Annotated in this window: 14 protein-coding genes and 1 pseudogene; 12 read left to right on the top strand and 3 right to left on the bottom strand. The window is 68.8% G+C overall.

Going from position 1 to position 11745, the window contains the following annotated elements:
- Positions 1-255 precede the first annotated feature (255 nt).
- Entirely contained in the window at positions 256-1458 is a 1203-nt protein-coding gene (locus ACP4J3_RS10985; protein WP_426532920.1) for an ABC transporter substrate-binding protein, read from the top strand.
- Positions 1459-1502: 44 nt separating this feature from the next.
- On the opposite strand, the gene ACP4J3_RS10980 is transcribed toward ACP4J3_RS10985, so the two are convergent.
- The gene (locus ACP4J3_RS10980; protein WP_426532918.1) at positions 1503-2324 is read right to left on the bottom strand and encodes an enoyl-CoA hydratase-related protein; all 822 of its coding nucleotides are present in this window, start codon (positions 2322-2324) and stop codon (positions 1503-1505) included.
- A 708-nt stretch (positions 2325-3032) separates the two neighbouring features.
- Between ACP4J3_RS10980 and ACP4J3_RS10975 the strand changes: the two genes are divergently transcribed.
- The 4 genes and pseudogenes from ACP4J3_RS10975 (at position 3033) to ACP4J3_RS10960 (ending at position 5109) form a co-directional block, all read left to right on the top strand.
- Positions 3033-3470 (top strand): hypothetical protein, encoded by a 438-nt coding sequence (locus ACP4J3_RS10975; protein ID WP_426532916.1) that lies wholly within the window; start codon positions 3033-3035, stop codon positions 3468-3470.
- A pseudogene (locus ACP4J3_RS10970) lies at positions 3470-3634 on the top strand (NAD(P)-binding protein); the annotation flags it as partial. The gene ACP4J3_RS10975 and the pseudogene ACP4J3_RS10970, both read left to right, overlap by 1 nt.
- A gap of 127 nt (positions 3635-3761) precedes the next feature.
- Positions 3762-4448, top strand: a complete 687-nt coding sequence (locus tag ACP4J3_RS10965; protein ID WP_426532914.1) for a SidA/IucD/PvdA family monooxygenase — start codon at positions 3762-3764, stop codon at positions 4446-4448.
- Positions 4366-5109 carry a hypothetical protein gene (locus ACP4J3_RS10960; RefSeq protein WP_426532912.1) on the top strand — a complete coding sequence of 248 codons (744 nt, stop codon included), beginning with the start codon at positions 4366-4368 and terminating at the stop codon, positions 5107-5109. The genes ACP4J3_RS10965 and ACP4J3_RS10960 overlap by 83 nt, the downstream gene beginning before the upstream one ends.
- Positions 5110-5193: 84 nt before the next feature.
- Here ACP4J3_RS10960 and ACP4J3_RS10955 read toward each other — a convergent pair whose 3' ends face one another.
- Positions 5194-5757 carry a DoxX family protein gene (locus ACP4J3_RS10955; protein ID WP_426532910.1) on the bottom strand — a complete coding sequence of 188 codons (564 nt, stop codon included), beginning with the start codon at positions 5755-5757 and terminating at the stop codon, positions 5194-5196.
- 270 nt (positions 5758-6027) lie between these two features.
- Here ACP4J3_RS10955 and ACP4J3_RS10950 point away from each other — a divergent pair, with 270 nt between their 5' ends.
- The 7 genes from ACP4J3_RS10950 to ACP4J3_RS10920 all read left to right on the top strand — a co-directional run bounded on the left by ACP4J3_RS10950 (position 6028) and on the right by ACP4J3_RS10920 (position 11067).
- Positions 6028-7245, top strand: coding sequence for an amidohydrolase family protein (locus ACP4J3_RS10950; RefSeq protein WP_426532908.1), 1218 nt, complete (start codon positions 6028-6030; stop codon positions 7243-7245).
- 76 nt (positions 7246-7321) lie between these two features.
- On the top strand, positions 7322-7789 hold the full coding sequence (locus ACP4J3_RS10945; RefSeq protein ID WP_426532906.1) for a hypothetical protein: 468 nt from the start codon (positions 7322-7324) through the stop codon (positions 7787-7789).
- Between the two features lie 10 nt (positions 7790-7799).
- Positions 7800-8171 (top strand): cytochrome P450, encoded by a 372-nt coding sequence (locus ACP4J3_RS10940; protein WP_426532904.1) that lies wholly within the window; start codon positions 7800-7802, stop codon positions 8169-8171.
- A gap of 81 nt (positions 8172-8252) precedes the next feature.
- Complete coding sequence (locus ACP4J3_RS10935) at positions 8253-9092, top strand: SDR family oxidoreductase (RefSeq protein WP_426532902.1); 840 nt, start codon at positions 8253-8255, stop codon at positions 9090-9092.
- A gap of 132 nt (positions 9093-9224) precedes the next feature.
- Positions 9225-9953: a FadR/GntR family transcriptional regulator gene (locus ACP4J3_RS10930; protein WP_426532900.1), complete on the top strand. Its 729-nt coding sequence runs from the start codon at positions 9225-9227 to the stop codon at positions 9951-9953.
- 46 nt (positions 9954-9999) lie between these two features.
- Positions 10000-10599 carry an ABC transporter substrate-binding protein gene (locus ACP4J3_RS10925; RefSeq protein ID WP_426532898.1) on the top strand — a complete coding sequence of 200 codons (600 nt, stop codon included), beginning with the start codon at positions 10000-10002 and terminating at the stop codon, positions 10597-10599.
- 300 nt (positions 10600-10899) lie between these two features.
- Complete coding sequence (locus tag ACP4J3_RS10920; RefSeq protein ID WP_426532896.1) at positions 10900-11067, top strand: hypothetical protein; 168 nt, start codon at positions 10900-10902, stop codon at positions 11065-11067.
- A 16-nt stretch (positions 11068-11083) separates the two neighbouring features.
- Here ACP4J3_RS10920 and mftR read toward each other — a convergent pair whose 3' ends face one another.
- Positions 11084-11743 carry a mycofactocin system transcriptional regulator gene (gene mftR / locus ACP4J3_RS10915; protein ID WP_426532894.1) on the bottom strand — a complete coding sequence of 220 codons (660 nt, stop codon included), beginning with the start codon at positions 11741-11743 and terminating at the stop codon, positions 11084-11086.
- Between the last annotated feature and the right edge of the window lie 2 nt (positions 11744-11745).

The raw sequence follows: 11745 nt of genomic DNA, 5'->3' as shown, positions 1-11745 counted from the left end.
TCCGCACCCCGGCCTCCCAGGTTAAGAACAGTAGCCTGAATTATTGCCGATGGGTAGCCAAAGTAGCCGCCGCCCTGCACCATCGGGGGGCATGAAAGGGCGGCACCCTGCGGATTGACTGCCGCTTTGCCGTCGCCGCTCCGGATGACATGGCATCACCTTCACCCCTCCTCCATAGATCGTTAAGGATACTCTTATGGCACCCCGGGGGTGGACCGGTGCGAAGCCACGGACCTATGCCTCAAGGGAGAGTTCATGAAGGTCACAAGATCGCTCATCGCGACCGCCGCGACAGCGCTGCTCCTGTCCGCCTGCAACGACTCCACCAATGCCGGGTCGTCGTCGGCCGGCTCCGACGGCCCGTTCAAACTTCTGGTGATCAGCCAACTGGACGCGGCCGCCTTCTCGTTCCCGGAGATCGAGTACGGCGCCAAGTCATCGGCATCCGCCACCAACGCGGCTGGCGGCATAGGCGGCCACAAGGTCCAGGTCGACGTATGCAACGACCAGGGCGACCCGAACGTGGCCGCCACCTGCGGCCGCAAGGCGGTACAGGGCGGCTACGCGGCCGTCGTCAACACGACCTCGCTGTACGCCGCCTCTTTCATGCCCCTGCTCGAGTCCGGCAAGGTGCCGGCTGTCGGCGGCACGCCGCTGACGGCACCGGACTTCACCAGCAAGATGTCCTTCCCGATCGCCGGCGGCAATCCGCTCGACTACGGCGGCGTGGGCTTCGTGGCCGCGAAGGGCGGCTGCAAGACCGCGGCGGTCATCCGCGACACCGCCGCGGCGGTGGACGCCTCGACCAAGGCCATCAAGGCCGGCTTCCAGGCCGCCGGGGGCACCGCGATCAGCGACTCGCACGTGATCAAGCTGGCCGGCACCTCCCCCGACTTCTCCGGGCCGGTGTCGCAGGTCGTCTCGTCCGGAGTCCAGTGCCTGCTGGTCGCGGAGCAGCCCCAGGCGCTGCCGAAGATCATCGGCGCGGTTCGGCAGAGCGCGAAGCCCAGGCTGCCCGTCCACACGCTCGCAGTGGCCTTCCCCAAGGCGCTGGTGACCAGCCTCGGCAAGGCGGCGGACGGAGTCGTCGTCAACGACAGCATCGCCATCCCGTCCCAGACCGGCACACCGAGCTTCTGGGCCGACATGGAGAAGTACGCGCCCAAGGCCGACAAGACCGGTCACTCGCTGCGCGGCTGGGCCGCCGTACAGGTGATCGCGCAGGTCGCCAAGGAGGCGAAGGCGTACGACCACTCCAGCCTGCTGGCGGCTCTCCAGAAGGCGACCGGTGTGAAGGCCGAGGGCCTGGCCGCCTCGCTCGACTTCTCCCAGCCGAACACGAAGGCCGATGTGGCACGGGTGTTCGCCAAGAAAAACTTCGCGTACACGGTCGGCAAGGGCGACTACAACCCGCTGTTCGGCGGCAAGCCCGTCGACGTCTCCGCGGCGCTGCGATAAAGCGGCGCTGCGATAATGGGGTAACCGGCGATGGCGTCCGGCCGTCAACGGCTCCTGCCGTCACCCCGGCGCTCGCGCGCCCGGCGGCGGGCGCCCAAGGCGGCCAGGCACTCCCACTCCCGCGCCGACAGCTGCCAGCCGGAATCCTCGTCCGGGGCCGTGTACCGACCCGCCCCGCGCGCCAGGCGCAGGGCCGCGGACACCGCCTCGGGCGGGTTCTCCGCGGCCCTGGCAGCGCAGCGCACGGCGGCTGCGAGCACGTCCTGCGGCTCCACGACAGCGTTGACCAGGCCGTGCCTGTACGCCGCCATGGCCCTCAGCCTGCGGCCGGCCAGCAGCACCTCGGCAGCGAGCTTGGGGCCCAGCTGCGCGGGCAGCCGGACCGCTCCACCGGCCGCCGCGAAGATCCCCCGGGAGGTCTCCGGCAGTGCGAAGAACGCCGAACTCGACGCCACGGCAAGGTCGCTGGCGAGGACGAGTTCGAACCCCCCGCCCACGGCGGGCCCGTTGACCGCGGCGACGGTCGGCTTGGAGATCGGATTTCGGGTGTAGCCGGCAAATCCCCAGGAGTCACGGACCGGGTCGTCAGGCCTGAGCGCCTCACCGCGCGCGACCGCCTTCAGGTCCGCGCCGGCGCAGAAGACATCCCCGGCCCCGGTCAGGACCACCGCGCCCAGGTCCGAATCCCGGTCCGCCCTGTCGAGCGCGTCTCCGATACGGAAGGCGACATCCTTGTCCACGGCGTTGCGGGCGGCTGGGCGATTGATCGTCAACACCAGTACGCGACCTCGCCGTTCGCACAACACAGTGGGCACGGGCTCCCGGCCACCCGCGACCTCGCCGTCCGCAGCGCTCTCCTCCGTCATAAATTCAGTATCCCTTTTCATGCCGCTGACGGGAAGCCGCACAGTCGGCCAGGTCTCCGCGCGGTCGGCCGGGGCACAGTCATCCATGACTGCGATGCGTGCTGAAGACCGTGCTCGTCGAGAAGGAGCCGAGGATGCCGGAGGGTACAGCCGGGCCGACACAGGGGACGATCGAGATCGCCGCGGTCCTCGACCTGATCGATGAACTGGCCGAGTGCAATGCCGGTCTGGAGGTTCTGCCGGCGCGGACGGCGGCCGCACTCGACTGCGCTGTCGGGATCCGCACGGCACACGGCGAGGTCCGCACCGCCACCACCCCTGACGGCCTCCACCACACAGGGGAACAGCCCCCGCGCGCGATGACGCGTGACGTCCCCGGCGTGGGCCTGGTCTGGATCGCTGCCGAAGGACCGTCCCCGAGCGGGGGCCGTCCCCGAGCGGGACGGAAGCGGCCCTGCTGCTGCGGCGACTCGGGATCGCGGCGAAGGTGGCCCTGCTGGACCATGTGCCGCCGTCGGCCGACGGCGTCGCGCTCAAGTCGGTGGTCGACCGCGGCATCGGGGCACCGGCGCGGGCCCGCATATGGCTGCGCCCGGGGCTGCGGGAAACCTCGATGGTCACGGTGTTCGCACTTTCGGCATCAGCCGATTCGGCCGGGCGTTCGTCGAGCAGATACAGCCGCAGACGGGTGTCGTGCTCCACACACCCGTGGCAAGCAGCCTCCATCTCGTCCTCGCGAGAGCACTCGACCCGGCCGTGGTGCCGGGGGTGCCCGCGGAGCTCGCGTGGGGTTCGCCGGACCATGTCCCGCCGGACAGGCACCCGAGGCATGGCGGCAGGCAGCGGCTCGCGCTGCGTTTCGCACGCCCGAGCCCCCGCGCGTACGGCTCGTACACCATGGACGAGGCGGTGCTTGTCGACGGCGCCCGGCTGTGGGGATACGCCTTGCCGGCCGAGACGCTCAGCGCCGAGCGGATCGCGCGGGTCCCCGACGTGTGCCGGCTCAACCGTCTGGTGGACGAGCACGGTGAGGACATGCTGGTCTGCCTGGAGGCGGTCGCCGCCACCGACTCACTGCGAAAGGCGGCCTGCCAGCTGCACCGGCACCACAACTCGGTGGCGTACCGGGTCGAGCGGTGCTTTTGATGACAGACCGACCCAGCCCGGCCCCACCGCCGGGGAAGGAGTGGTGCACCATGCCGACGACTCAGAGGTGTGACGCCATCGTGATCGGTGCCGGGTTCGCCGGCATGTACCTCCTGCACCGGCTGCGAGACGACCTGGACCTGCGGGTACGGGTCTACGAACGGGGCGACGGCGTCGGCGGCACCTGGTACTGGAACCGGTACCCCGGTGCCCGCTGCGATGTCGAGTCGATGTTCTTAGTGGTCCGAGCGCTATCCGGCCCAGCCGGAGATCCTGCGCTACGCCAACCACGTGGCCGACCGCTTCGATCTGCGCAAGGACATCGACTTCAACACGTCGGTGCAGGGGGCGCGTTACGACGAGTCCAGCGACACCTGGACCGTCACCCTGGAGGACGGTGGCCAGGCGAGCGCACGCTACCTCGTCACGGCCGTGGGCTGCCTGTCCGCTTCACAGGTGCCGGACTTCGAGGGGCTCGGCTCCTTCAGCGGCCCGACCTACCACACCGGGCGCTGGCCGCACGAGGGCGTCGACTTCACCGGGCAGCGGGTCGCCGTCATCGGCACCGGCTCCTCCGGCATCCAGGCCATCCCGATGATCGCCCAGCAGGCCGCGCACCTCACCGTCTTCCAGCGCACGCCCAACTTCTCGATCCCCGCACAGAACAGGCCGCTGTCCGAGGACGAACAGCGGCGCGTCAAGGCGGAGTACCGCCAGCTGCGGGCCGATGCCCGCCTCTCCGCCTCGGGGGTCGTGACGCCGGCGTCGGTGGGCAGTGCCCCTGAAGATGGAAGAGGGTCTGCGCACTGCGGAGCTCGATCGGCGGTGGGCGACCGGAGGAGCCGCCTTCGTGGCCGCCTTCGACGACACCGCCGTGAGCGAGGAAGCCAACCGTGTGTCAGCCGATTTCGTGCGCGACCGCATCCGCACGATCGTGCAGGAATCGGCCGTCGCCGAGTTGCTGTGCCCGACCGATAATCCCATCGGCACCAAGCGCATCTGCATCGACACCGATTACTACGTCACGTACAACCGCGAGAACGTGACCCTCGTCAGCCTGCGCGACAACCCGATCGAGCGCATCACGCCGGGCGGAGTGCGTGCCGGCGGCGTCGACCACGTCGTGGACGCCATCGTCTTCGCCACCGGGTACGACGCCATGACCGGCCCGCTCAACACGATCGACATCCGCGGACTCGGCGGTGCCGTACTGCGCGAGGAATGGTCCGCCGGTCCGCGGACCTGTCTCGGCATCGCGTCGGCCGGATTCCCGAACCTGTTCATGGTCACGGCGCCGGGCAGCCCTTCGGTCCTGAGCAACATGATCGTCTCGATCGAGCAGCACGTGGCCTGGATCGCCGACTTGATCTCCCACGCACGCCATGCCGGCATCGCCCGGATCGACGCTCAGCTCGACGCACAGGACAAGTGGGTCGAGCACGTCAACGAGGCAGCGTCGTACACCCTCTACCTCCGTGCCGCCTCCTGGTACATGGGCGCCAACGTCCCCGGCAAGCCACGGGTGTTCATGGCGTATCTCGGAGGTGTCGGCACCTACCGCCAGATCTGCGACGAGGTGGCCGGCGACGGCTACCGCGGGTTCACCCTCACCCCCGCCGTCGTCTCCCAGCCTGTCTGACCCGCGAACACACAAGCGCTCGCGGCGTGTTGCCAACCGCGCGGGTGGGCCGAGCAAGCCAAGCCGGTCGACCCACCCACCCGCTCAGCCGGTCGTCTTCTCGCCCGGCTGGGCTTCTTCCTTTTCCTGGCCGCCATTGTCGTAGCAGGCACTGAGCAGCGCTCCGGCCCCGGCGCACCCGAGACCGGCGGCGAGCAGTGCCGCCTTGGTGCCACCACCGGTCCTGCCCAAGAGGCCGTCGAGTGAATACCTTCCGTGGCCCAGCGCCGCCAGGGCCACGGCGGCTCCGGCAACGACCCCCGTGTACTCCCAGCCGCCCTTGAAGACGAAGAATCCCTTGCCGCGGTGGTCGGTACGGGCGGCCACGGTCATGAGCCCCACTGCGGCTGCGGCCGGCAGGGGACCCGCGAGGCCTACGCTGATGGCGGCTCCGGCCGCGAGTTCGGTGGCCGCTGCCATCCGTGCGTGCACGGCGGGGGGCTTCAGCCCGAGAGAGCGGAACCAGCCGGTGGTGCCCTCGATACCACCGGGGCCCTTCACCTTGTTCCAGCCGTGGGCGAACAGCATCGGCCCCAGCGTGGCCCGCAACAGCACAGCCGCTGTGTCGCGGCCGCCTGCCACAGGCGCACGGGAAACGGATTCCGGCATGGTGATCCTCCTGGACTTCGGTTCAGCTTGACGAACGACACGGCCAACCACGGGCAATTAAGGGCACTCTAAATCACCAAGGCACGGCCGTCAGCCCACCCCCGCCCGCAGGTCACCTGGAGAATCGCGTCGACGACCCAGGGAAAAATCGCTTACTCATCTACGGCTGATTCGAGTCCGCGACCTGTCGTGGGCCTCAACGGTGTGTTAAACAGGACACTGAATGCAGGTCGTTGTATTCCTGCCGCGAGCCGTACGAAGGAGTCACCGATGCCTACCGTCCCGAAGATCATTTCGGTCGACGACCACATCGTCGAGCCCCCGACCCTATGGACGGACCGCCTGCCGGCCAAGTACCGCGACCGCGGACCCCGCGTCAAGCGCATGAAGGGCCAGTACGGCGTCCGCGACGGCAAGGGCTTCTTCGACACCACCGTCACCGAAGGCCCGCACACCGGCTGGAGCGACGTGTGGCTCTACGAAGACATGGTCGCGCCCCTGACCGCCGGCTACGCACAGTACGGCCTCGCCAAGGAATCCCGCGACCCCGTCACCTACGACGAGATCCACCCCGCCTGCTGGCAGCAGGACGCCCGCCTCAAAGCCATGGACGCCAACCACAACGAGGCCTCCATCTGCTTCCCCACCGTCCCCCGCTTCTGCGGCCAGACCTTCATGGAACGCACCGACAAAGACCTCGCCCTGGCCGCCCTCCAAGCCTGGAACGACTACATCCTCGACGACTGGTGCGCCGGCGCCGGCGCCGGCCGCCTCATCCCCCTCTCCATCATCCCCCTGTGGGACGTCGAACTCGCCGCCGCCGAAGTCCACCGCACCGCCGCCAAAGGCACCAGCTCCATCACCTTCTCCGAAGCCCCCCACGCCCTCGGCCTGCCCAGCATCCACTCCGGCTACTGGGAACCCCTCTGGCAGGCATGCAACGACACCAACACCGTCGTCAACATGCACATCGGCTCCTCCTCCCGCATGCCCACCACCAGCCCCGACGCCCCCCAATTCGTCGGCGTCACCCTCACCGTCCAAAACTCCATCCACGCCGTCGCCGACTGGATCTGGTCCGGCATCTTCAACCGCCACCCCAACCTCAAAATCGCCCTCAGCGAAGGCCAGGTCGGCTGGATGCCCTTCTTCTACGAACGCATGGACAGCGCCTGGCGCCGCGCCGACCTCTACGACCCCCACATCCGCGAGGTCCTGCCCAACCCCCCCAGCACCTACGCCAAGAACCACGTCTACGGCTGCATCTTCGACGACCTCACCGGCCTGCGCCTGCGCGACACCATCGGCATGGACCACATCATGATCGAAATCGACTTCCCCCACTCCGACAGCACTCACCCCCACACCCAGAAAGTCATCGCCGACCTCGCCGAAACCGCCCACCTCACCGACGAGGAAACCCGCCTCCTCGTCCGCGGCGCCGCCATCAACTGCTACAACCTCCACCGCTACGGCATCACCCACTAGTCGGCAGACACCCGGGGTCCGCCGCGTCGCAGGAGGGCGACGCGGCGGACCCGACCGGGCTCGAGGAGTGTCAGTGATGCGCGACGCCGCAGAGCGTCCCAAGTACCCGATGGCACGTGATGCTCGGTGCCCGTTCGATCCGCCGAAGGAGCTGGCCCGGCTGCAGTCCGAGGCCTCGCTCACGCAGGTCGCGATCTGGGACGACAGCAAGCCGTGGCTCGTCACCCGGTTCGACGAAGTGCGGGCCGTCCTGGAAGACGGGCGCGCCAGTGGCGACATCAGGCGGGACGGCTACCCGCACATGAGCTCGGCGATGTGGGCGCGGCAGAGTCGGAGCACCGCTTTCATCAACATGGACGACCCCGTCCACGCGGAGCAGCGGCGCAAGCTCTCCGCCACGTTCTCGGTGCGTCGGGTCGAGGCCATGCGGTCGAAGATCCAGGGCGTCGTGGACGGTCTGATCGACGCGATGCTCGCCGGCTCCAAGCCCGTAGACCTCGTGGAGGCACTCACACTCCCGGTCCTCTCGGTGGTGGATCTGTGACCTCCTCGGCGTGTCCTATGCGGACCGCGACCTCTTCCACCGCCTGAGTACGACGGTCAACAACCAGGCGGTCACGGCGGCCGCGTCCGGCGCCGCCATGGACGAACTGATCGAGTATCTGCAGGAGTTGGTCGACCGCAAGGATGCCGATCCGGGCGACGGCCTGCTCAGCCGTCTGGTAGTGCACGAGTACCGCGGCGGCGAGATGACCCGTACCGAGGACGCGCGGGTGGGACGGCTGCTGCTCGCCGCCGGCCACGAGACGACCGCGAACGTGATCGCGCTCGGCACGGTGGCCTTGCTCGAACACCCGGAGGAACTGGCACAGATGCGGCAGGCCGCGGAGATCTGCCCGGCCATGGCGATCACCGTCGACGGGTAGCACTCGGTCAGTACGGCAAGGCACGCCGACCGGCAGGACACAGTAGTGAGCGTGGCGCCGTTAATGAGTATCCTTATTTCCATGAACGAGACAACCGCAAGCTCGGATCTCCACGGCCGCACACTGCTCATGTCGGGTGGCAGCCGGGGGATCGGCCTGGCCATCGCCGTCGCCGCCGCCCGGCAGGGAGCCAACATCGTCCTGCTCGCCAAGACGGCCGACCCTCACCCCAAGCTGCCCGGAACCATTCACACGGCCGCCGCGGAGATCGAGGCGGCGGGCGGGGCCGCGGCACCCGTGGTGGGCGACGTGCGATCCGAGGACGACGTGCGCCGCGCCGTCGGCGTCGCCGTCGAGCGGTTCGGCCGGATCGACGCCGTCGTCAACAACGCCAGCGCGATCGACCTCTCCCCCAGCACTCAACTGCTGTCCAAGAAGCTCGACCTGATGCTCGACATCAACGTCCGCGGAACGTACTTGCTGACCACAGCGGCGCTCCCCTACCTGACGAAAGCCCCGCAGCCCCACATCCTCACGCTCTCGCCGCCACTGAACCTCAAACCGCACTGGCTGGCCCGCCACCCCGCCTACACGACCTCCAAGTACGCGATGACGCTGCTGACCCTCGGCTGGGCCGCGGAGTTCGCCGCAATACCGATCGCCGCCAACTGCCTGTGGCCGCAGACGCTCATCGCCACCGCGGCCGTCGACAACGTCGTCGGCGGCGACCGCGCACGCACCCCGGACATCATGGCCGACGCCGCCGTGGCGCTCCTCGCCCGGCCGGCCACCGCAACAGGCCGCACACTGCGGGATTCCGAGGTACTGGCGGAACTGGGGATCAAGGATCTCAGCCGCTACGGCACCGACCCGGAACTCGACCTCTACGTCGACCCCGATGACCCGCGCGACGGCCGCTGAACGCGTCCGATGCCGTGCGCCCACCCGTGTCGCCGCACGCGCCGCAGCCGCAAGTCCCCTGCTGCCGCGCACTAGAATAACTTTTCAGACTAGCGCGCATATGGGATTTCCTGACGAAACGGGTAAATGGCAGTGACCGAATCACTGATTCTCACCGACGAGCCGACCGGCACCAAACTCGCTGAGAAGATCGCGTATCAACTCGAGCAGGAGATCGTCGCGAGCGGCTTCCCGGTGGGCAAGGTCCTGGGGTCCGAGACGGCCCTGATCGCCCGCCTCGGCATCAGCCGTGCCGTGTTCCGTGAGGCCATCCGCGTGCTCGAGCACCACGGCGTCGCCACGATGCGGCGCGGACCGGGCGGCGGCCTGGTGGTGACCGCGCCGGAGACCCACTCCGCGGTACGCGCCACCGCGCTGATGCTGGAATACATGAAGGCGAGTCCCCAGCATGTCTTCGAAGCGCGTTCGGCACTGGAGCTGAAATGTGTCGAACTGGCCACCGAGAAAATTGACGAGTCGGGCATTGTCCGGCTGCGCGAGACCCTGGCCCAGGAGCAGGAAAAGCAGCACGAGGGCGACGTGGGTACCCACGGTCTGCACACCGCGCTCGCCGAGATGACCGGCAACCCGGCGCTGGCGCTCTTCGTCGAGGTGCTCACCAACCTCAGCAGGACCGGCAACAAGCGCGAGCACACGCCCCAGGCAGCGGCCGACGTCCGGGTCGCGCACCAGAAGATCGCCGATGCGGTGATCGCGGGTGACGCCGCCGTCGCCCGCCACCGGATGCAGGTCCACCTGGCCGCGGTCGGGAAGTGGCTGACCGCCTCACCCCGGACGCGGAAGAACAGCGGCGACGAGTGAGACGCTGCCACCACACCCCATAGCCGAGTAGCAGAAGAGTGCCGTTGTGAAGGTCTCAAGGCTGCTCATCACGATCGCGGCGGGCACCCTGTCGCTGTCAGCATGCGGTACCGCCTCGAGCGGTGATTCGTCGGCGGACGGCAAGGGCGCCCTCAAGCTCCTGGTCGTCAGCCAGCTGGAAGCGTCCTCCTTCTCGTTCCCGGAGATCGCCGACGGTGCGAAGGCGGCGGCAGCGGCGATCAACGCCGACGGAGGAGTCAACGGTCACCGGATCCAGATCGATGCCTGCAACTACCAGGGCGACCCGAACGTGGCCGCCACCTGCGGCCGCAAGGCGGTCCAGGGCGGCTACGCCGCGGTCGTGAACCCCGCCTCGCTCTACGCCACGTCGTTCATGCCGCTGCTCGAAGCCGGCAAGGTGCCGGCGGTGGGCGGCACTCCGCTGACCTCACCGGACTTCACCAGCAAGGTGTCCTTCCCGATCCCGGGCGGCAACCCTCTCGACTACGGCGGGGTGGGATACGCGGCGGCCAGGAACGGCTGCAAGACGGCGGGAATGCTGCGCGACACCGCCGCGGGCGACGGAGCCGTCGGCCAAGGCCATCAAGGCCGGCTTCCAGGCCGCCGGCGGCTCGCCGATCTGTGACTCCAGGGTCGTCAAGCTGGTCGGCACGGCAACGGGCTTCTCCGCACCGGTGTCACAGATCGTCTCCACCGGTGTCCAGTGCCTGCTCATCACGGAACAGCCCCAGGCAGTGGCCAAGATCGTCGGCGCTGTCCGGCAGAGCGCCAAGCCGAAGGTGCCGATGTACACGCTCGCCACCGCCCTCTCCAGGCCCAGGCACTGCGGGCTTGGGCCGCCGTCCAGACCGTCAAGCAGGTCGCGGGCCCGGCGAAGGCCTACGACCACGCCGGCCTGCTGGCCGCCCTCGGCAAGGCATCGCCGGTGAAGGTCGAGGGCCTGGCCGGCCCGATCGATTTCACGCGGCCCGACGAGAACCCCGACGTGGCGCGTGTGTTCGCCAAGGGCAACTACGCCTACACCATCCGGGACGGCGCCTACACCCCGCTGTTCGGCGGGAAGCCCGTGGACGTCTCGGCGGCACTCAAGTAGCGCCCGCTGCTTACGCTTACCGCGGAGGAACTTCATGGCCGCCGAAGCCGCTCTGGAGTTCCCGCATGGCGCTGTCCAGCAACCCCGACAGATCCGCGTTCTCGTCGTGGAGCCACTGTTCGTAGGCCGCGATGCAGGTAGCCAGGGCCGCGTAGCCGATCTGCCGCGGCAGGAGCGACTGCGGGGGCAGGCCGGTCCGTTCGGCGGCGAACGACGAGACGACGGAGCGCCAGGACGTGTACCGGAGGGTGGAGTCGGCCTGCAGTGCCGGCACGCGCAGGATGAGTTCCATGCGCCGGCGGTGCCAGGGCACCTCGGCCGGGTCGAACCGGTTGAAGGCGACCACCGCCTCGCGCAGGGCGTCCATCATGGGCAGGTCGGGTGGACAGGCGTCGAGCAGTTCGCGCAGGCGCACCAGTTGGCCGTCGAAGTCGCCCCACACGAGGTCGTTCTTGGACGCGTGGTACCGGAAGAAGGTCCGGCGGCTTATACCTGCCGCCGCGGCGATGTCGTCGATGGTGGTCTGCTCGAACCCCTTGCTCGCGAACAGCTCGAACGCCACGCCCTCCAGCTGGTCGCGCGACGTGGCGGACGGGCGTCCGACCCGGGATGAACCCGTGCTCGTGGTCGGTTTCGACGCAACCAATCCGGCTCTTCCCCTCTGACCATGCTCCATCG

Source organism: Streptomyces sp. UG1 (assembly GCF_049974585.1).
Taxonomy (GTDB): Bacteria; Actinomycetota; Actinomycetes; order Streptomycetales; family Streptomycetaceae; genus Streptomyces.
This window is presented reverse-complemented; position numbering and strand designations above follow the sequence as displayed.